Origin of the sequence: Rhizobium sp. G21, assembly GCF_014158035.1 — a bacterium.
Taxonomy (GTDB): Bacteria; Pseudomonadota; Alphaproteobacteria; order Rhizobiales; family Rhizobiaceae; genus Rhizobium_E.
In genome coordinates this window covers 1-19638 of sequence record NZ_JACFXW010000003.1, presented here as the reverse complement: position 1 = coordinate 19638, position 19638 = coordinate 1, and the positions used below count along the sequence as shown (strand labels likewise).

Here is a 19638-nt window from a genome sequence, read left to right as displayed (position 1 = left end):
AAATGCCGGCAATGAGTTGTCACGGCGTTGCGGGGGATGTTTACATGCCAGACCAGCAAAGGCGGTTGGAAGAATTTCGAAAGTTGGACGCTGTCGCGCGCCGGGATCTCATCGGTCTCTGGGCAGGTCGCGGCATCGCCGCCGGTCATCCGCTGGATGGGGTGCTTGAAAATCTCGGCTGGTTCGGCAAGCGGTTCCGACCAGATATGCGGGCCGACGCCCTGTTGTTTCGCGCCGGCGATCGGCGCCTGGTCGCCGTCGATCCCAAATGGATCCCGCTGCATCTGGCTATGCGCTTGCAGGCGTTGGGCCGGACACGCATGGCATATAATCTGTTTTCCTATCTGCAGGGTCGGCTTCGGGCGAGAGGGCCGGTCGCTGACATCGGTATCCGGACGTTCCACGGCGTCGAAAGTGCCGCCATGATCTATGACCGGCAGCCGATCACGGATCACTTCAGACGCATCGACGACCGCAGGATCATGGGAGCGATGATGGTGGCCGACGAAAATCTTTTCTATTTCTTCGAATTGGAGCGCGTCGAGGAAAGCTGAGGCGGCAGCCGGCAAGCCGCCGCTCACCGCCTGCTCCGCGTCTCGGCGGCGATCGATTTCTTCAGCGCGTCCATGATGTTGACGACATTGGTCGGCTCGGCGGCCGGCTGCGTCCTGGCCTTGCCCCTGGCGGGTTTCTTTCGGGCTTTCTTCTTCGCGTCGATGATGTCCAGCAGCCGCTCCTGGACCGGATCGGCGACCATGACGGGGCTCCATTCCTTCGTCTGCTTCTTGATGAGCTTGCGCATCAGCGGCATCGTCTTGGGATCGGCCCTGGCGTCGCCGATGTCCTTGAAATACTCGCCCTCCCCACGGACCTCGTCGCCATAGCGAAGGGTCCAGACGACGATGCCCTTGCCGCGCGGCTCGAGCATGACGGCCCGTTCGCGCCGGGCGATCACCAATTGCGATATGCCGACCATGTTTTCCGCAGCCATGGCGTCTCGAATGACGGAAAACGCCTCTTCCCCGATGGATGCGTCGGGGGACAGGTAGTAGGGTTTGTCGAGCCAGATCCATCCGATGCTGTCGCGCGGCGCAAACAGGGAAATGTCCAGCGTTCTCGCGCTTTCGAGCGCGACATTTTCCAGTTCCTCGTCTTCGAGAACGACATATTCGTCCTCGGCCCGCTCATAGCCTCTGACTTCGTCTTCTTGCTTGACGGCCTTGCCGGTGACGCTGTCGACATATCGACTGAGGACGCGATTGCCGGTCTTGCGATTGAGTGTGTGGAACCGGACTTTCTCCTCTTCGGAGGTGGCCGGCGTCATCTGCACCGCACAGGTCACCAGCGACAACTTGAGATAGCCTTTCCAATAGGGGCGTTGCGCCATAGTCGGCTCCTTCGGTCAACGAGCGCGCCGTGCGGGCGTCGCGGCTTTCTTGTCCTCGCCCTGCTTCTTCCGGACCGCCTTCTTGTTGGCGTTTGCGGCGCGCTTGAGCTTCGGCTTTTTGACGTCGGAGCCTGCGCTGTCCCGCAGCGCCTGAAGCAGATCGCCGGGCTTGGAAGCGACCGGCGCGGCTCTTTTCGGCAAAGCGCGACCCTCGATCTTGGCCTGGACCAAATCCGCCACCGCTGCCTCGTAGCGATCGTCGAAGGCGCTGGCGTCGAAGCGCCCTGTCTTGGCCCCGATGATATGCTTGGCCAGCTCCATCATCTCGCCTTCGATCTTCAGATCGGGCAAATCCTCGAACGCCGTTTCGGCCGAGCGGACCTCATAGTCGGAATTGAGCGTCGAGGCGATCAGCCCCCGCCCATGCGCCCTGATGAGCACGGTGCGCATTCGACGAAAGAGCACCGTATGGGCGATCGCCACGACGCCCTCCTTCTGCATGGCGTCGCGGAGCAACACATAGGCGTCGCGGCCAACGTCGTCGGGCGCGAGGTAATAGGGCTTGTCGATATAGGCGGCGTCGATTTGCGAGCAGGGGATGAATGCCTCGATCGCCAGCGTCTTGTCGCTTTCCGGCACGGCCGCCGCAACGTCCTCCGGCTCGAGGACGACATAGTCGCCGCTGTCGAGTTCATAGCCCTTCACCTGCTCTTCACGGTCGACGATCGCGCTCGTTTCGCTGTCCACGAATTCGCGTTTAACTCGATTACCGGTCTTGCGGTTGAGCGTGTGAAAGGCGATCCGTTCGGCAGTCGACGCAGCCGTATACAGCGCGACCGGAAAACTCACGTCGCCAAACCTGATATGTCCTTTCCAATTCGCTCGGTGACCCGGCATGCGACAACCCTCCAGACTGAACTCGTCAATCAAGTAGGCACAAGCGAGATCGTTCCCGAACGAGAGTGAGTTTGTTGCCCCTCCTGCGCCGGCGGGAGCACGTGGCGTCTAGATCCGGTGTCCGGTCGAGAAGCAGCAGTGGATTTTGCTCCTACCGCCACAGGTTCATCGGCGGACATCGAACTGGCGTGTTCTGAGCGGCAATTTGCCCGTGTGTCACGGCTCCAGGCCTGCGCAACGCGCAGTATTGCGGATATGCGCCTCCATCTCGTGCTTCGCCTGCGCGCCGTCATTGGCGCGGAGCGCGCGGATAATCTTGCGGTGTTCGGCGATCGAATCCCGCATGCGCTCCGGATCGGTGATCGGGATGGGCTGACGCTGGGTTTCCGTCACCTGATCGCGCACCGTCTGGTAGAGCGCCTTGAGCATGGCGTTGGAGCAGGCGGATACGATGGCGGCGTGAAATTCGAGATCGGCCTCGACATTGGCCAAAAGGTCTTGGCTTGCCCAGCACTCCTCCATCGTCCGTGTCGCCTGTTCCATCTTGTCGAGCTGCAACTGCGTCAGGCGCCCCGCCGCCAGCCGTGCGATCTCGCCTTCGAGCAGGATGCGGGTCTGGAAGACGTCGAAGACGGAATAGCTGTCGGAATAACGCCAGGGCGCCATATGGCCCGGGGCGCCGGAGGATGGCGCGGCGGGACCGGAGACGAAAGTGCCCCGCCCTGCCTCGGTTTTCAGAAGGCCCAGCGTTTCCAGGGTCAGCAGCGCCTCGCGCAAGGAAGCGCGGCTGATGCCGAATTTCTGGGAAAACTCCCGTTGCGACGGGATTTTCTCTCCGGCTTCAACTGACCGGATTGGATCATGGTCTGGATCTCGCGCGCAACAGATTGCGGAACAAGCGTCTTATTGAACATGCGGTCCCTTCTCTGGCGGCGTGCTTCGATGCGCAATCTATTTTTTCCACCAGCCCCTTGCCAAGTACAAAGCAGCATGCTTGTTTGGCCTGACTGGTCTGACCAGTTAGACCAATGTAGATTGAGTCACGTTCAAAAACAAGGGGAACTCTCATGACACGCCTGTCCATGCTCAAGACGACGCTATTCGCCGGCCTGTTCGGCGTCTTCGCCACAACTGCGGCCCATGCCGCCGATCTCACGGTCGGCGCCAATATCGGCAATGTCCCCTGGGAATTCGAAGACGCCAGCGGCAAAGTTACGGGCTTCGAGGTCGATCTCGTCAACGAGATCGCCAAGCGTCTCGGCAAAAGCGTCGAGTTCGTCAACACGCCCTTCAACGGCCTCTTCCCGGCCGTTCAGTCCGGCCGCATCAACATGGCTGTCTCGTCGATCACCATCACGGAGAATCGCCTGCAATCCGTGTCCTTCGCCCAGCCCTATTACGACAGCGACCAGTCGCTGACGGTAACTGCGGCCTCCGGCATCACCGGCCTGAAGGACATGGGCGACAAGGTCGTCGGCGTCGACACCGGCTCGACCGGCGACATGTGGGCGGAGGGCCACAAGGAGGAGTACAAGTTCGGCGAGATCCGTCGTTTCGAAGGCCTGCAGCCGGCCATGCTCGATCTCGTCGCCGGCCGCGTCGACGGTTATATCTCCGATATTCCGGCGCTTCTCTACTATGTGAAGGACAAGCCCGAGCTGAAGGTGGTCGAGCGCATCCCGACCGGGGAAAAATACTCCATCATGTTCAACAAGGATGATCCGCTCGCCGCTGAAGTCAACACGGTCATCACCACACTCAAGAAGGAAGGTTTCATCGCCAAGCTGCATGAGACCTGGTTCGGCGCCAAGGCCGAGGACACGACCTCGACCGTCACCGTGCTCGACATGCCCAAGGGCAAGTAACCGTCAAAACGCGACCGGCGGAACGATCTGGTTCCGCCGGCCCGTCCCGGAGCCGCCGCGGCATGACACTCATCAACACCTTCTTCAACCTCGATGTCCTGGCGACGAGCCTGCCGGCCCTGCTCTGGGGCTTGCTCGTGACCCTCGAGATCGGAGTGACCAGCATTCTTGTCGGTCTCGCCGGCGGACTGTTCCTTGCGGTGACGCGGCTTTATGCGCCGTCCGCGGTCAAGGTTCTTCTCAAGATCTATATCGACATCTTCCGCTCGATCCCGCTTCTGGTGCTGCTGATCGTCGTCTATTACGCCCTGCCCTTCATCGGCATCCGGCTGTCGCCGTTTCTTTCGGCGGTCACGGCCCTGTCGCTGGTGTCGGCGGCTTACACCGCGGAAATCTTCCGAGCCGGCATCGAGGCCATCCCGCATGGGCAGTTCGAGGCCTCGGCGGCTCTGGGTCTGTCCAACCGCGACACGATGGTGGACGTGATCCTGCCGCAGGCGATCCGCATCGTCATCCCGCCGTTGACCAACAACTGCATCAACGTGCTCAAGGACACGGCGCTCGCTTCCGTCGTCGCCATGCCGGATCTGCTCAAACAGGCGACCCAGGCCCAGGCGCTCGCAGCCAATCCGACGCCTTTGATCGGGGCTGCGCTGATCTATATCGCCCTGCTCTGGCCGATGGTCGGCGTCGTCTCGCGCCTCGAAAAACACTACAGCCGAGGAAAGCGCTGATGTCACAGCCGAGCACGCCATTTATTTCCATTCGCGGCCTCACCAAGGCCTACGGGACTTTCACCGTGTTGCACGGCATCGATCTCGACATCGCCGAAGGCGAAGTCGTCTGCGTCATCGGCCCCTCGGGCTCCGGCAAGTCGACGCTGATCCGCTGCATCAACCATCTGGAAGCCTTTGCGGCGGAAAGCCGGATCATCGTCGACGGCATCCGCGTCGAACCCGGCCCGGCGCTCGCCAAGGTCCGCGCCGAAGTCGGCATGGTCTTCCAGTCTTTCAATCTCTTTCCCCATATGACTGTGCTCAAGAATGTCATGCTCGCCCCCATGCGGGTGCGCGGCGTGGCGGAAGCTGACGCCGAACGGAAGGCGCGCGAGCTTCTGGCCCGCGTCGGCATCGCCGAACAGGCGGAGAAATTCCCAGGTCATCTCTCGGGCGGCCAGCAGCAGCGGGTCGCGATCGCCCGCGCGCTCGCCATGGAGCCGCGTGTGTTGCTGTTCGACGAGCCGACATCTTCGCTCGATCCGGAAATGGTGGGCGAGGTGCTGGATGTCATGCGCAGGCTCGCCGGCTCCGGCGTCACCATGGTCGTCGTCACTCACGAAATGGGTTTCGCCCGCCAGGTGGCCGATCGCGTGATCTTCATGGATGGCGGGCGGCTGGTCGAAAGCGGCGCGCCGGCGGAGATCTTCGACGCCCCGAAACATGAGCGGACGCGCGGATTTCTGCGCGCGGTCCTCAATCATTGAACAAAAACAAGAACCGGAGGACACACCGCAATGCCCACTCCCAAGGCGCTCGACCTCGATTTCGTGCGCAGCCAGTTTCCAGGCCTCTCCCGCGGCTGGACCTTTTTCGACAATGCCGGCGGCTCCCAGATCCTCAAAGGCGCCGTCGAGAGGATCAACACGTTCCTGTTTGAAAAAAACGTCCAGATCGGCGGCTCCTACGAAGTCTCGCAGGCGGCTGCAGCCGCGCTCCATGAGGCCCGCACGGCCGCCATGCATCTCGTCAACGCGACGCGGCCCGAAGAAATCGTCTTCGGCAACTCCACCACCGCTCTTCTACAAAACCTCGCCCGCGCCATGCAGAGCCAACTCTCGCCGGGCGATGAGATCGTCATCACCGTCTCTGACCACGAATCCAATATCGGCCCATGGGATCGCCTGCAGGAACGGGGCGTAACGCTCAAGATCTGGCCGTTGAACAAGGAGACGCTGACGCTTGATCTCGCCGATCTCGCGCCGTTGATGACCGAGCGGACGAAACTCGTCTGCGTCACACACTGCTCGAACATATTGGGCTCGATCAATCCGATCCGCGAGATCGCCGATTTCGTCCATGCCCATGGCGCCAAAATTTGCGTCGACGCGGTCGCCTATGCGCCGCACCGCGCCGTCGACGTGCAGGCCTTCGACGTCGATTACTATGTCTTCAGCCTCTACAAGACCTACGGCCCGCATTATGCGCTGATGTATGGCCGCTATGACCTGTTGTTGGAGCTCGATACGCTCTACCATTATTTCTACGGCAAAGACAAAGTGCCGGGCAAGCTGGAGCCGGGCAATCCCAACTACGAACTTGCTTATTCCACCTGCGGGATCGTCGACTACCTGATGCGCCTCGGCGAACAGGCCGGCGAAACGGGCGGGGCGCGCCAGAAGATCGAAGCCGCGTTCGCCGCCATCACGATCCAGGAAAATGCGCTGACCGAGCGGCTGCTCGTCTATCTCCGCTCGCGTAACGACTGCCGGATCGTCGGCCAGCCCGTCAACCGCGACGGAAGCCGCGTGCCGACCGTCGCCTTCCGCTTTGACGGGCGCGAGGCGGCCGATCTCTGCAAGGCGATGGACCAGGAAAAAATCGCCATGCGCTTCGGCGATTTCCACTCGCGCCGGCTCGCCGAATATCTCGGCCTGACCGACCATGGCGGCATGCTGCGTGTGTCCATGGTCCATTACAACACGATCGAGGAAGTCGATCGTTTCACCGCGGCGCTCGACCGGATCCTCGCCGGGGACGCCGGCCTCGCCAAGGCGAGCTGAACACAACGAAAAGGATGGGCTGATGCGCTTCGATACGGTGATCCGCAATGGAACGGTGGCGACGGCGAGCGATACGTTCCCGAGCGATGTCGGCATCAAGGATGGCCGGATCGCAGCGCTGGCAGCCGGGCTCGACGACGCGGACGAGGTGATCGACGCCAGCGGCCTGTTCGTGCTGCCCGGCGGCATCGACAGTCATGTTCATCTCGACCAGCCGTCGGGTGACGGCATCGTGATGGCCGATGATTTCGACAGCGGCACGCGTTCGGCGGCCATCGGCGGCAACAGCACGGTTTTGGCCTTCTGCATGCAGGAGAAAGGCCAGTCCCTGCGCGAGGCGCTGAAGGTCTATCACGCCAAGGCCGACGGAAAATGCCATGTCGACGTGTCCTTCCATCTCGTGATCACCGATCCCACCGCCGAGGTGCTGGGCCAGGAATTGCCGGCGCTTGTCGAGGATGGCTACACCTCGCTCAAGGTGTTCATGACCTATGAGGGCCTGCGCCTCCGAGACGACGAGATTCTGGCGACGCTGGATACGGCGCGACGCACCGGCGCGCTGGTGATGGTTCATTGCGAGAATGAAGACGCGATCCGCTACCTGATCGGCCGGCATGAGGAAGAGGGCAAGTTCGCGCCCAAGTACCACGCGTCGACCAGACCCGCGGCCGCCGAGCGTGAAGCGACCCACCGCGCCCTGTCGCTCGCCGAAATCGTCGACGTGCCCATCGTCATCGTCCATGTGTCCAACCGCGAGGCGATGGAGGAAATCCGGCGCGCGCGCCAGCGCGGTCAGAAGATCGCCGGCGAGACCTGCCCGCAATATCTGATGCTCACCGCAGACGACCTCGATCTGGAAGGCCTGGAGGGAGCCAAATATGTCTGCTCGCCGCCGCCGCGCGACAAGGCCAGCCAGGACGCCTGCTGGGAAGGCATCGAACAGGGCGTGTTCGACCTGTTCTCCTCCGACCACTGCCCTTTCCGTTTCGACGATCCCGAAGGCAAACTGAACGAGAAGGGCAAGCGGCATTTCCGCTGGATCCCGAACGGCATTCCCGGCGTAGGCACCCGGCTGCCGATCCTTTTCTCCGAAGGCGTGATGAAAGGCCGGATCGACATCAACCACTTCGTCGCTGTCACATCGACCAACCACGCCAAGCTTTACGGCCTCTATCCGCAGAAGGGGACGATCGCCATCGGCTCGGACGCCGATATTGCTCTTTGGGATCCGACCGCGCAGATGACTCTGACCAACGACATGCTGCAGCATGGGGCCGATTACACCCCTATGAGGGGCTGGACATAACAGGTTGGCCGGTGCGCCTTCTGGTTCGCGGCAAGACCGTCATGGAGCGCGGCGCGCTGGTGGAGCCGGCGACAGGCCGCTACCAGAGCCGCGAGCGGTCGAACCTGACCAGGAACGGCGCTGGTGGCCGCAAAACGACTTAAGCGCTCGCCCCAAAAGAAAATACCGCGCAAGCGCTGCCGGGAAGCTCCGTCATTCAGGACCCAGATCGGGCAGCGCCGCTCATCTGGCGATGTATGCAGCCAATTCATCGGGCGTTCCGCCGGGGAATGCCTGCTTGAGGAAGTCCAAAAAGGCAGACACGCGCGGGCTCAACAGGCGCCGTGACGGATAAAGCGCCCATAAAGCGATCTCCGATCCCTCTACATCGCCCCAGTGAACCAACGCGCCGTCGGCTGGGTCGTGGCTCACCAACGAGATCGGCAGGCTGGCCGCGCCGACGCCCGCCCTGGCGGCGTCCCGAACCATGATCAGCGACGACAAAACGAGGACGGGCTCGATCCTTATAGTGGCGGTTTGTTCGGCCTTTATGACCTTCCAGGTCTGCGAACCGCCGCCTCCCCGCACGACGCCTGGCGCCGGCCGGTCGCCGACTGGCCGGGGCAGCTCGGGGCTCGCCGCGACGACCAGTCGATCATGCAGAAATGCTCGACCCACCAGGGTCTCGTCCGGTTCCGGATTGACGCGAATGACCAGATCGTAGCCTTCCTCGATCATGTCTACCGCCCTGTCTTCGGTGGTGATTTCCAACCGCACCTCGGGATATCTGAGCGCGAAGCCGGCGGCTATTTTTCCCATGGCGGTCTGTGACAGGAGAAGCGGCGCACTGATCCGAAGACGGCCACGCGGTTTCTCTGCACCGGAGGCGATGGCTGCGGCCGTCTCGTCGATCTCCGTGAGCAGCGCCGTCGTCCGTTCATGAAGGGCGCGCCCCTCCTCCGTGAGCTTGAGGTCGCGTGCGCCACGCTCGAACAGTCGGAGCTGAAGCGCAGCCTCCAATTCCGTAACGCGTCTGGACAGCGTCGCCTTTGGCCGCCCGGTCGCGCGCGCCGCCTTTCCGAAGCCGCCATGTCGGGCGACGAGGTTGAAATCGGCAAGTGCGACGAGATCCATGTCGTTCCACCAGTGAGACGAAGCGTCTAGATTTGCGGACTATTGGATCGATATTGAGCCGTACATAGTGAGGGTGTCAAGCAATTCCAACCTCGGAGCAATCCCATGACGATCCTCGTTACCGGCGCCACAGGCAATATCGGCAGCCAAGTCATCCAGCATCTCGTCGAGCGCGGCGCAGACGTTCGCGCGCTCGTCCGAGATCCTTCCAAAGCCCGCTTTCCGGCAGGCGTAAGCGTCGCAAAAGGTGACTTCCTCGACGTCGACTCGCTACGCGTCGCCTTCGACGGAGTGTCCACGCTGTTCCTGCTGAATGCCGTCGTATCCGACGAATTCACTCAGGCGCTCATCGCGCTGAACGTCGCCCGCGCGGCCGGCGTCGAAAGCATCGTCTATCTGTCGGTGATCCATCCTGACGTCTATGTGAACGTTCCGCACTTCGCCGGCAAGTTCGGCGTCGAGCGAATGATCGAACATATGGGCATGAACGCCACCATCCTCCGCCCGGCCTATTTCATCCAGAACGATCTGTCGATCAAGGACGTCGTCACCGGTCATGGCGTCTATCCGATGCCGGTCGGTGAAAAAGGTTTGGCGATGATCGACGTGCGCGATATCGCGGAGATCGCCGCCCTTGAACTGCTGCGCCGTGAGCAGGCCGCACGGCCACTCGCGCCGACCCGCCTCAATCTGGTCGGTCCAGACACGCTCACAGGCGCCGACATTGCGGCCATCTGGTCGGATGTGCTCGCTCGCCCGGTCAGCTATGGCGGCGGCGACACAGCCGCGTTCGAGCAGAATCTGAAGCAGTTCATGCCGCCCTGGATGGCTTACGACATGCGTATGATGGGCGATCGGTTCCTGACCGACGGCATGCTGCCCGAAGGCGGTGATGTCGAGCGTTTGACCACGCTTCTCGGTCGGCCGCTTCACTCCTATCGCGATTTCGCCGCGCAGATTGCCGCCTCCGCCTGAGACGCTGCACATTTCAAAGAAGGAAAAACAACATGATCTATTCGACCGCGACAGTCTTGGTAAACCCGGAAGGCGAAACGAAGCTCACTCGGGATCAGGTCTGGAAGGGCCTTGAGCTGAAGGCGCGCGATGCACGCCTGTTTCTCCCGCCCGGCCTCTGCACCCGATGCGACGTCGTGGAAGAGACCGCGACCCACTTCGTGCGCGACGCCACGATCGCCGGTTCCGCCATAAGGAGATCATCACGCTCGAGCCGCAGAGCAAGGTCACCTTCTTCCAAGCAACGGGCCCCCGCGAAGGCGCCATCATCAACGAGCTGTTCGAGGATGAAGACGGAGCCCTGAAGCTGAAATTCTATTGCTATCTCGGCCTCCGCGACAAGCAGCCGAATGGTCCCGAGGAGCAGGCCGAACAGATGATGCAGTTCGACAGTGACAAGGGCTACAGATCGGCCCTCCTGTCCACTTTGAAACGGACTCGCGAGCTGCTCGCACAGGGCCGGCTCTGATCACCACAATCAATCCATGGCAGGGCGACCGGTTGGGCTCGATCGACGCGATCCGACCCAGCGGCCGCCCTGTTCGGAGGATGATGAGACGATGGAAATCGATTTGTCCTCTCCGGCGGCCGGCCTGCTCGCCGACGTCATCAGCCGGATCAATATTCGTTCGCTGGCGCGTCCAGGAGCTGCGCTGACCCGCCATTCGGCAATCTCTCCGTCAAGCAGGCGTCAACGATCAGAGGCGAATCCTGTCGCGAAGATCGAGCATCGTCTCTCAGCTCCGTTCCAGCGGTCCCTCAGCAATCTCGCCGCGGTCGCCCGCAAACGCCTGCGGCACGGCCTCTCGCAATCGGAGGGAGGGCCGATGGTGATGCGGATAAATTTCTCGACCGCGCGCGTCATGTCCGCTCCACCTGTCGCCGCATACGCAGCCGAGGCTTTCTTGAGCAGCATTCACTTCATGGCCGAGCGCCGCTTGAGATCGCAGCTCGATCACATTCATGAAAGCGCGGAAAGGAAATGCGCGGCAAGCCTGGACTGTTTCATTTTCCGAAACAGTGAACTGTGAAGGTCGCGCGTTCTCAGAAACGCTGATTTTGATCATTCTCAATCGCGGATCGGGGCTCAACCCGACTGACACACAGGAGCGCATCATGAAACTCTATCATCATCCCTTGTCCGGGCACGCGCATCGAGCGCGTCTGTTTCTGTCCCTGCTGGAGCTGCCGCATGACCTGATCGAGGTGGATCTGGCGTCCGGGGCCCACAAGAAGCCCGAATTCCTGAGCCTCAACTCGTTCGGTCAGGTGCCGGTTCTCGATGATGACGGCGTCGTCGTCACCGATTCCAACGCCATCCTCGTCTATCTCGCCAAAAAGGCCGGACGAACGGATTGGTTGCCGGAAGAGCCGGCCGCCGCCGCCGCCGTCCAGCGTTGGCTTTCGGTTGCCGCGGGCGAAATTGCCTATGGTCCGGCCGCGGCTCGCCTGATCACCGTCTTCGGCGCGAAGTTCAATCCGGAGGAAGTCATCGGCCGGGCGCATACGCTTCTCGGCCGGCTCGAGAGCCGTCTCGGCGACCATGACTGGCTCGCTGGCGAGGGTCCGACGATCGCCGACGTCGCCATCTACAGCTATATCGCCCGCGCGCCCGAAGGAAATGTCGATCTGGGCGCCTATCCAGCCGTCAACAGCTTCCTCCGCCGCGTCGAGGCTCTGCCCGGCTTCGTGCCCTTCGCCGAGACCCGCGCGGGGCTTGCAGCAGCATGAGCCATCAGGCGGAGAGCGCTTGCGCGCTCCCGCCCCCGTCGAAACCCAGGAGTCGGACATGCGCGAAGACCTCCAAGAAATGCAGACATGGCATGAAGGCGAACGTCGCCTGCAGGAACGTGCGGGCGCCGTGGAGCGCATGGCGTCGGTCGGCGCGCGCGTGGTGCGCGATTTCATGCCGGATCAGCACCGGGCGTTTTACGCCCAATTGCCCGTCATCGTGGTCGGCAGCGTCGACGACGCGGACGACGCATGGGCGACGCTGCTGGAAGGTGGACCCGGCTTCATGAATTCGCCATCCGCAACCATGCTGGATATCGGCGCAGTCGCCGACCCGGGGACCCGGCGGCGGTCGGGATCTCCCCGGGCAAGTCGATCGGCCTCCTGGGAATCGAACTTCACACCCGCCGGCGCAATCGCATGAACGGTGTCGTGACGCGCGCGGATGGCGGTATACGCGTCGAAGTCGACCAGAGCTTCGGCAATTGTCCGCGCTACATCCAACTGCGCGATTTCACATTCTCGCGCGCTCCGGGTCAGAGGTCCGACGGCGCATTGGAAACCCTCGAAGTCCTCGACGCCGAGGCGCGAGCCCTGATCAGCGACGCCGACGCCTTCTTCGTCGCATCCTATGCCGATCGGGAGGCGCGGCGACAGGTCGATGTCTCGCATCGCGGCGGCAAGGCGGGTTTCGTGCGCATCGGACAGGACGGCGTGCTGACAGTGCCGGATTTCGACGGCAATCTGTTCTTTTCGACGCTCGGCAATATCCTCCTCAACGGCAAGGCCGGGCTCGTCTTCGTCGATTTCGCAACCGGCGACCTGTTGCAGATGACGGGTGACGCCGAGATTATTCTCGATTCCCCTGATATCGCGGCATTCCAAGGCGCCGAACGTCTCTGGACATTCACGCCGCGACGGATCCTGCGACGGCGCAACGCGCTCGCGCTCCGCTGGACTTTCGAGACGGACGGCTGGTCGCCCAGCTCGCTGATGACCGGCGACTGGGATCAGGCGGCAAAACGCCTGAAAGCGGCGGCGCGTTCAAACGACTGGCGCACCTTCGCAGTCACAAGGATCGTGGATGAGACTGCGGCGATCCGCTCCTTTTATCTCAAACCCGCAGATGGCGCCGGCCTCGTTCCGCATCTTGCCGGCCAGCACCTGCCGATCCGCCTGAACATTCCCGGGATGGACAAGCCGACCCTCAGAACCTACACCCTTTCGGCCGCCCCCTCCGATGGCCTCTACCGGATCAGTGTCCGACGCGACGGGCTAGCATCGACTCATCTTCACGATACAGTGCGTGTCGGCGACGTAATCGACGCGCGGGCGCCGGCCGGCGCCTTCACCATCGATGCGCACGCCACCCGGCCGGCCGTGCTTCTGGCGGGCGGCATCGGCATTACCCCTTGCTCGCCATGCTGCGCCATGTCGTCTACGAGGGGCTGCGTCGGCAGCGCATGCGTCCGGTCATTCTCTTTCAGGCTGCGCGATCTCGGGACGATCGCGCATTCGACGCCGAAATCGACGAGCTCGTGGACGCAGGCCGTGGGGCGATCCGGCTCGTCCGGGTGCTGAGCGACACGCAGGGCGCCGAAGAGGGCGCCGATTACGATGCGGCGGGTCGCATCGATATGCCGCTTCTCACCCGCTCCCTGCCGTTCGGCGATTACGACTTCTACCTCTGCGGCCCCCGTCTTTCACGCAGGCGCTCTATGACGGGCTCCGCAGCTATGCGGTCGCCGATCATCGCATCCACGCCGAGGCCTTCGGTCCCTCTTCACTCTCGCGGCGCGCCGATCCGGGCTCCGCACCATCGATGCAGCCCGCTGCTTCGACACAGCCGGTGCCGGTTCTGTTCACCGCGTCGCTCAAGGAGGCCCGCTGGACGCCCGGTTCCGGGAGCCTTCTGGAGCTTGCCGAGGCCCGCGGTCTCGACCCAGCCTTCAGCTGCCGCGCCGGCTCTTGCGGATCCTGCCGCACGACATTGCTGGCCGGCGCCGTAACCTATCCCACTGCGCCGACCGCCAGCATCGGCGCCGGCGAGGTTCTGCTCTGCTCGGCCGTGCCCGCGGCCATGGACGGCGAGGCGGCCAACCGCATCGAACTGGCGCTCTGACGGCGACGACATCGTGATTGATGCGGTCCGAGCAACGGTGACTTCCGGATTTGAGCCATTCACGGTCCAGCGGGAAAAGCACATCTTGAATGCGTCGCGGAAACGCTTCCGCCGCTGAAAAACAAGGAGAAAAACATGTCACGCATCCCAACCCCTGTCCGTATCGAGGACGCGCCTGAAGCCTCTCGCCCTGTGTTGGAAGCCATTCAGAAGCAGATCGGCTCGCTTCCCAACATCTTTCGCCTGGTGTCGAACAGCCCGGCCGCTCTCAATGGTCTAACTGCGCTGCAGGGAGCGCTCGGCAAGGGCAAGCTTCCGCCCGCGACCCGCGAACGGATCGCGCTGGCCGTGGCCGAAGCAAACGGCTGCGATTACTGCCTCTCGGCCCATACCTATACTGGCGCGAAATTCGCCAAGCTGGACGACGGCGAAATCCTCGCCAATCGCCGCGGCACATCGCTTGACGCAAAGGCTGCGGCGGCCGTTGAATTCGCCCGCTCGCTGACGCTTTCGCGCGGAGCGGTTCCTGCAAGCGCAATCGAAACGGTGCGCGCCGCCGGCTATAGCGACCCGGAGAAATCCTTGAGATCATCGCCCATGTCGCGCTGAACACTTTCACCAACTACGTCAACGAAGCGCTGGGCACGGAGATCGATTTCCCCGGATCGCCGCTCTCGCCGCCTGAGCACAACGAGTGGCTACGCCCCCGCAGCCACTCTTCCCTTTTTCGCCCTTCAAAGGATGACATTGATGTCCCGTCCCCCTCTTCCTCCCTTCAACGAACAATCCGCCATCGAAAAGGTGCGCCTCGCCGAGGATGGCTGGAACAGCCGCGACGCGGCCAAGGTCGCGCTCGCCTATACGCTCGACACGCGCTGGCGCAATCGCGCCGAGTTTCTCGTCGGCCGCGCCGAAGCGCAGGCCTTCCTGACGCGCAAGTGGAACAAAGAGCTGGACTATCGCCTGATCAAGGAACTGTGGGCGTTTCAGGACAACCGCATCGCCGTGCGCTACGCTTACGAATATCGCGACGACAGCGGCCACTGGTTCCGCGCCTACGGCAACGAAAACTGGGAATTCGCCGAGGATGGGCTGATGCGCGCGCGCCACGCCAGCATCAACGAGCAACCGATCGCCGGGGCCGACCGTAAGTTCCTCTGGCCGCTCGGGCGGCGCCCCGACGACCATCCGGGCCTCAGCCATTTCGGCTTCTAAGGCGCGAGATTCCACCATGGCCAATTCAGGCTTGATGATCGGACAAAGCTCTCCATCGATATCGCTCTCGCCGCCGCAGGTGGCGACGGCGAGCGCCTGCGTCGCGGAGAGCAGGCCGCCCGCCTGCTCGGCCTGACCGGAGCGGAGCTCGATGCGCTCCACAACGGGTCGAGCTTCGACTTCCGCCTCTCGCGGGCGATCGGGCTGGCGATTTCCCCGGGCGCCGAAAGCCGGGGCCGCGCCCGACGCGCCGGCCTCGATGAACAAGACTGCCGGGCCATCGAAGATTATGCAGCGGGTTCATCGGGCGACCGCTCCTGAGACGGCCCGAAGCGCCGCCCGGCAGCGTCGCTTTACGGCTGGCGCGAAGGGTCGATCGGTGCAAATGTGCCTTGCGGGGTTTCAAAGGAAACGGATCATGGATCGATGGCAGGCGATGCGGATCTTCGTCAAGGTGGCGGAGACCGAGAGTTTCGCCGAGGCGGCGCGACACATGAATATGAGCGCGCCTGTGGTGACCCGAACGATCGCGTCCCTGGAGGACCTGATCGGCGCCCGCCTGTTCGTGCGCACAACCCGCTCGGTCAAGATGACCGAGGCGGGAAGTCGCTACCTCGGCGACTGTCGGAGGATCCTCGCCGACATCGCCGAGGCGGAGGCGACCGCCGGCGGCGCCTATGCCACGCCGACCGGCACGCTGTCAGTAACCGCGCCCGCGCTGTTCGGCCAAATGTATGTGCTGCCGATCGTGATCGGTTATCTCGACGCCTATTCCGACGCGCGCGCCCGAACGCTCTTCGTCGATCGCCCGATCAACATGATCGAAGACGGGATGGATGTGGCCGTGCGTATCGGCCATCTGCCGGATTCCGGCTTTACCGCCGTCAAAGTGGGAGCGGTCCGGCATGTGATCTGCGGCGCTCCCGACTATTTCGAACGGCATGGCGTTCCCGCGACGCCCGCAGACCTGCGGGATCACCGCATCGCCGCTGCGACCAGCGCCTGGGCGTCGCCGGAATGGCGTTTCGCCGACGACCACAAGGTGACGACCACGCCCACGCTCCAGTGCAATACGAACGAGGCGGCGATCACTGCGGCGCGTCGAGGTTGGGGCCTCACCCGTGTGCTGCACTACCAGATCGGCCCGGCTCTGGTCGCAGGCGAGTTGCAGATCGTGCTCGGCGATTTCGAGGAGCCGCCGCTACCCATCCATCTTCTGTATCCCGAAGGCCGAAGCGCCCCCGCCAAGGTCCGGGCCTTCATCGACATGGCCGTGCCGATCCTGAGAGACAACAGATTACTGAATTGAACGGCCGATCTTGCTGCGCAGCGGCCAAAAATAGGGAGGCGCGGTCCGGGCTGCAGCGGATCGTGGGCGTCGGCGGCACGGCAAAACCCACGCCGAGCAGCACTTGAGGGACAATGATGGCGGCGCCATCTCATGCGCCGCCTTTTCCCGCAAATTTCGCTCTCAGCGGCCGCGCCGAATATCGATGAACCGGTTGAGCAGAATGGCGGCGACGATGATGAATCCCGTCACCGTCATTTGGTAGAACGAGCCGAGGCCGAGCAAATTGAAGATGTTGCGCAGCACCTGCAACAGCATCACAGCGAAGAAGGTGCCCAGCACCCCGCCGCGCCCCCGAACAGGGACGTTCCGCCGAGCACCACCGCCGCGATGGCGTCGAGCTCCAGTCCCTGCGCCGCCGTCGGCTGACCGATGCGCAGGCGCGAGGTCAGGAGAATGCCGGCCAGCGCGCTCATGATGCCGGAAACGGTGAAGACGAGCACGAGGATGCGGGTGGTCGGCAGGCCCGACAGGCGGGCGGCCTCCGCATTGCCGCCGGTCGCGTAAACCGATTCCCCGAAGACGGTGAGCCTCAGCAGGGCGCCGGCCAGAATGCAGAGCGCGACGAAGATCAGACCCATAGAGCTGACGGCGACGCCGGGAAACACCGGCACCATGGTCGAGGCGATCGCCCCGAAGCTCGGCGGCAGGCCCGACACCGGCACGCCGTCGGTCAGAAGATAGGTGACGCCGCGAAACGACACCAGTCCCGCCAGCGATACGATGAAGCTCGGCACCTCGGCGAGAGCCGTGATCAGGCCGATCGTTGCGCCGGCGGCGGCGCCCGCCAGGATGGTGATCAGGATCGCGGGCGCGACGGGCATGCCCGCCGCCATCATCACCGCCGCCAGCATGCCTGACAGCGCCGTGACCGATCCCACCGACAGGTCGATATTTCCGGTCAGGATGACGAAGGTCATGCCGATCGCGACCACGCCGACGACGGCGGCCTGCTGGAAGAGATTGGCGATGTTGGTCACCGTCAGGAAGCTCGGCGACAACAGCGCGGCAATGGCGACGACCACGAGAAAGATGAGGATGAAATTATATTCGATCGCCAGATCGATCGCGCGGCGTGCTGAAATCTGCATGGGCGGTGTTCCCGTCGCTGTGTCAGTCATGATGTTGTGTCCCGAGGATCTGCTGCTTTAGGATCTCATCTTGGTCCGTCTTCGACGGATCGAAGCGGGCGATGTTGCGCCCCTCGTGGAAGACCCAGATCGTGTCGCAGGCGGCGTAGAGTTCTTCGAGTTCGGATGAGGCGACGATGACTGCCGCGCCGTCCGCCGCGAGTTGCTCCACCAGGCGGTAGAGATCGGCCTTGGCCCCGATGTCGAGCCCGCGCGAGGGCTCGTCGAGCAGCAAGAGCCGCGCGCCCTTTATGATCCATTTCGCCAGCACGACTTTTGCTGATTTCCGCCCGAGAGCTGAATGACCTTCTGCTCCGGCGCGCCGTATTTGGTCGACAGCTGCTTGAGCACCGGCACGGTGCGCGCCTTCAGCTCCCCATGTCGGGCGAGGAAGCGTCCCTGCATGGCCGGAAGCGTCGCGTTGCGATAGATCGGCGCGTCGAGGATGAGCCCTTCGGTCTTGCGGCTTTCCGGCACGAGGCCGAGCCCGGCGGCGATCGCATCGCGCGGCGATCTCGGCGAGAACGGTTTGCCGTAGAGCCGCATCGACGCCGCGCAGGGATCTGCCCCGAACAGCGCTTTCAGGAAGGATGTGCGGCCCGAGCCGTTGAGGCCGGTCAGACCGGCGATCTCGCCGCGCCGCAGCTGGAAATCGCGTATGTCGAGCCCGTGCGGCCCCGTCAGTCTGTCGATATCGAGCACGACCTCTCCGGTGACGGGCGGACGGTCCCGGCGCTCCACCAGCGTCCTGTTGTTGCCGAGAATGGCCTCGACCAGCGCCGTATCGGGCGTGTCGCGCACGCCGAAGGTTTCGATCGTGCGCCCGCCGCGCAGCACGGTGACTCGGTCGCCGATCTCGCGCAATTCGCCCAGGCGATGGCTGACATAGAGGATGGCGACGCCCTGGGCGGTCAGTTCGCGGATGATCCGGAAGACGGCTTCGAGCTCGGTCTCGTTGAGCGCCGCCGAGGGTTCATCCATGATGATGACCTTGGCCTCGCGCGTCAGCGAGCGGGCGATCGCGGTCAGCTGCTGGTTGGCCACCGACAGGCTGCCGACGCGGTCGTCGGGCGAAAAGCCCGCGCCGACGCGCGCCAGCGCTTCAGCCGCGCGCGCCCGACGACTGCGCTTCTGAAGGAAACCGAAACGGGCCGGAGGGTGGCCGAGGAACAGGTTTTCGGCGACCGTCAGCTGTGGCACCAGATCGAGTTCCTGATAGATCATGGAAATCCCGGCCGCCGCCGCTTCCGACGGCTTGCGGAAATTCACCGGGCGGCCGTCGATGCGGATATCGCCGCCGGTCGGCGCGAGCGCCCCGGCGATCAGCTTCAGAAAGGTCGACTTGCCCGCGCCATTTGCGCCGAGCAGGCAATGGACTTCGCCCTTGCGCACATTGAGATCGGCTTGTTCGAGGGCGATCACATTGGGCGGGAAGCGTTTGGAAAGCCCCGAAATCTCCAGAACATGGTCGGTCATGCCGCCTCCTCCAGAATACGCCGCGCCGTGCCCTCGTCGGTCACGAGGTCGGTCATGTAGCGCGCCTTGAGACAGGCGGCGGCGATAAAATGCTTGTCTTCGCCGGCGGCGACCGCGATGACCCGCTCCTTGCGCGCCAGCGCGTTCAGCCGCAAGCCGATCGTGCGGTCGTCGAGTTGGCGGTCGACGATGCGGCCCTTGGCGTCGACGAAGCGCCCCATGATGTCGCCGACCGAGTTGAGATCCTTGAGGCGG

General features: G+C 63.3%; 18 protein-coding genes and 5 pseudogenes. 14 read left to right on the top strand and 9 right to left on the bottom strand.

The window, feature by feature from the left end:
- Positions 1 to 44 precede the first annotated feature (44 nt).
- Positions 45 to 554, top strand: a complete 510-nt coding sequence (locus H2O14_RS24455; RefSeq protein ID WP_182829965.1) for a DUF4334 domain-containing protein — start codon at positions 45 to 47, stop codon at positions 552 to 554.
- Positions 555 to 577: 23 nt separating this feature from the next.
- On the opposite strand, the gene H2O14_RS24450 is transcribed toward H2O14_RS24455, so the two are convergent.
- The 3 genes and pseudogenes from H2O14_RS24450 to H2O14_RS24440 all read right to left on the bottom strand — a co-directional run bounded on the left by H2O14_RS24450 (position 578) and on the right by H2O14_RS24440 (position 3198).
- Entirely contained in the window at positions 578 to 1387 is an 810-nt protein-coding gene (locus H2O14_RS24450) for a Ku protein (protein ID WP_182829964.1), read from the bottom strand.
- A 15-nt stretch (positions 1388 to 1402) separates the two neighbouring features.
- Positions 1403 to 2284, bottom strand: a complete 882-nt coding sequence (locus H2O14_RS24445; protein WP_182829963.1) for a Ku protein — start codon at positions 2282 to 2284, stop codon at positions 1403 to 1405.
- A gap of 216 nt (positions 2285 to 2500) precedes the next feature.
- A pseudogene (locus tag H2O14_RS24440) lies at positions 2501 to 3198 on the bottom strand (FadR/GntR family transcriptional regulator).
- A gap of 153 nt (positions 3199 to 3351) precedes the next feature.
- Here H2O14_RS24440 and H2O14_RS24435 point away from each other — a divergent pair.
- The 5 genes and pseudogenes from H2O14_RS24435 (at position 3352) to hydA (ending at position 8377) form a co-directional block, all read left to right on the top strand.
- Entirely contained in the window at positions 3352 to 4149 is a 798-nt protein-coding gene (locus H2O14_RS24435; protein ID WP_182829962.1) for an ABC transporter substrate-binding protein, read from the top strand.
- 62 nt (positions 4150 to 4211) lie between these two features.
- A complete protein-coding gene (locus H2O14_RS24430; RefSeq protein ID WP_182829961.1) occupies positions 4212 to 4883 on the top strand; it encodes an amino acid ABC transporter permease in 672 nt (223 codons plus the stop codon).
- Complete coding sequence (locus H2O14_RS24425) at positions 4883 to 5632, top strand: amino acid ABC transporter ATP-binding protein (protein ID WP_182829960.1); 750 nt, start codon at positions 4883 to 4885, stop codon at positions 5630 to 5632. The genes H2O14_RS24430 and H2O14_RS24425 overlap by 1 nt, the downstream gene beginning before the upstream one ends.
- Positions 5633 to 5662: 30 nt before the next feature.
- Positions 5663 to 6928, top strand: a complete 1266-nt coding sequence (locus H2O14_RS24420) for a cysteine desulfurase-like protein (RefSeq protein ID WP_182829959.1) — start codon at positions 5663 to 5665, stop codon at positions 6926 to 6928.
- A gap of 22 nt (positions 6929 to 6950) precedes the next feature.
- Positions 6951 to 8377 (top strand): annotated as a pseudogene (gene hydA, locus H2O14_RS24415) (dihydropyrimidinase).
- Positions 8378 to 8456: 79 nt separating this feature from the next.
- On the opposite strand, the gene H2O14_RS24410 reads toward hydA, so the two are convergent.
- Positions 8457 to 9347 carry a LysR family transcriptional regulator gene (locus H2O14_RS24410; protein WP_182829958.1) on the bottom strand — a complete coding sequence of 297 codons (891 nt, stop codon included), beginning with the start codon at positions 9345 to 9347 and terminating at the stop codon, positions 8457 to 8459.
- A 105-nt stretch (positions 9348 to 9452) separates the two neighbouring features.
- On the opposite strand from H2O14_RS24410, the gene H2O14_RS24405 reads away from it, so the two are divergent.
- The 8 genes and pseudogenes from H2O14_RS24405 to H2O14_RS24370 all read left to right on the top strand — a co-directional run bounded on the left by H2O14_RS24405 (position 9453) and on the right by H2O14_RS24370 (position 16738).
- Positions 9453 to 10322, top strand: a complete 870-nt coding sequence (locus H2O14_RS24405; RefSeq protein ID WP_182829957.1) for an NmrA/HSCARG family protein — start codon at positions 9453 to 9455, stop codon at positions 10320 to 10322.
- Between the two features lie 32 nt (positions 10323 to 10354).
- Positions 10355 to 10830: pseudogene (locus tag H2O14_RS24400) on the top strand (AtaL-like protein).
- A 91-nt stretch (positions 10831 to 10921) separates the two neighbouring features.
- Positions 10922 to 11392, top strand: coding sequence for a hypothetical protein (locus H2O14_RS24395; RefSeq protein WP_182829956.1), 471 nt, complete (start codon positions 10922 to 10924; stop codon positions 11390 to 11392).
- A gap of 85 nt (positions 11393 to 11477) precedes the next feature.
- Positions 11478 to 12092 (top strand): glutathione S-transferase family protein, encoded by a 615-nt coding sequence (locus H2O14_RS24390; protein WP_182829955.1) that lies wholly within the window; start codon positions 11478 to 11480, stop codon positions 12090 to 12092.
- Positions 12093 to 12150: 58 nt separating this feature from the next.
- Positions 12151 to 14214 (top strand): annotated as a pseudogene (locus H2O14_RS24385) (pyridoxamine 5'-phosphate oxidase family protein).
- Positions 14215 to 14349: 135 nt separating this feature from the next.
- Positions 14350 to 14876 (top strand): annotated as a pseudogene (locus tag H2O14_RS24380) (carboxymuconolactone decarboxylase family protein); the annotation flags it as partial.
- Positions 14877 to 14964: 88 nt separating this feature from the next.
- Positions 14965 to 15429, top strand: coding sequence for a nuclear transport factor 2 family protein (locus H2O14_RS24375; protein WP_182829954.1), 465 nt, complete (start codon positions 14965 to 14967; stop codon positions 15427 to 15429).
- A gap of 418 nt (positions 15430 to 15847) precedes the next feature.
- On the top strand, positions 15848 to 16738 hold the full coding sequence (locus tag H2O14_RS24370) for a LysR family transcriptional regulator (RefSeq protein ID WP_182829953.1): 891 nt from the start codon (positions 15848 to 15850) through the stop codon (positions 16736 to 16738).
- Between the two features lie 162 nt (positions 16739 to 16900).
- Here H2O14_RS24370 and H2O14_RS28100 read toward each other — a convergent pair whose 3' ends face one another.
- The 5 genes from H2O14_RS28100 to H2O14_RS24355 form a co-directional block, all read right to left on the bottom strand.
- Positions 16901 to 17059: a hypothetical protein gene (locus tag H2O14_RS28100; RefSeq protein WP_246697788.1), complete on the bottom strand. Its 159-nt coding sequence runs from the start codon at positions 17057 to 17059 to the stop codon at positions 16901 to 16903.
- A complete protein-coding gene (locus tag H2O14_RS24365; RefSeq protein WP_246697787.1) occupies positions 17035 to 17898 on the bottom strand; it encodes an ABC transporter permease in 864 nt (287 codons plus the stop codon). The genes H2O14_RS28100 and H2O14_RS24365 overlap by 25 nt, the downstream gene beginning before the upstream one ends.
- On the bottom strand, positions 17891 to 18178 hold the full coding sequence (locus tag H2O14_RS28095; protein ID WP_246697786.1) for a hypothetical protein: 288 nt from the start codon (positions 18176 to 18178) through the stop codon (positions 17891 to 17893). The genes H2O14_RS24365 and H2O14_RS28095 overlap by 8 nt, the downstream gene beginning before the upstream one ends.
- Positions 18157 to 19383, bottom strand: a complete 1227-nt coding sequence (locus H2O14_RS24360; protein ID WP_246697785.1) for a sugar ABC transporter ATP-binding protein — start codon at positions 19381 to 19383, stop codon at positions 18157 to 18159. Before H2O14_RS24360 ends, H2O14_RS28095 begins: the two co-directional genes overlap by 22 nt.
- Positions 19380 to 19638 (bottom strand): sugar-binding domain-containing protein (locus H2O14_RS24355; RefSeq protein WP_281410063.1); only part of this gene is annotated, 259 nt, incomplete at its 5' end. The genes H2O14_RS24360 and H2O14_RS24355, both read right to left, overlap by 4 nt.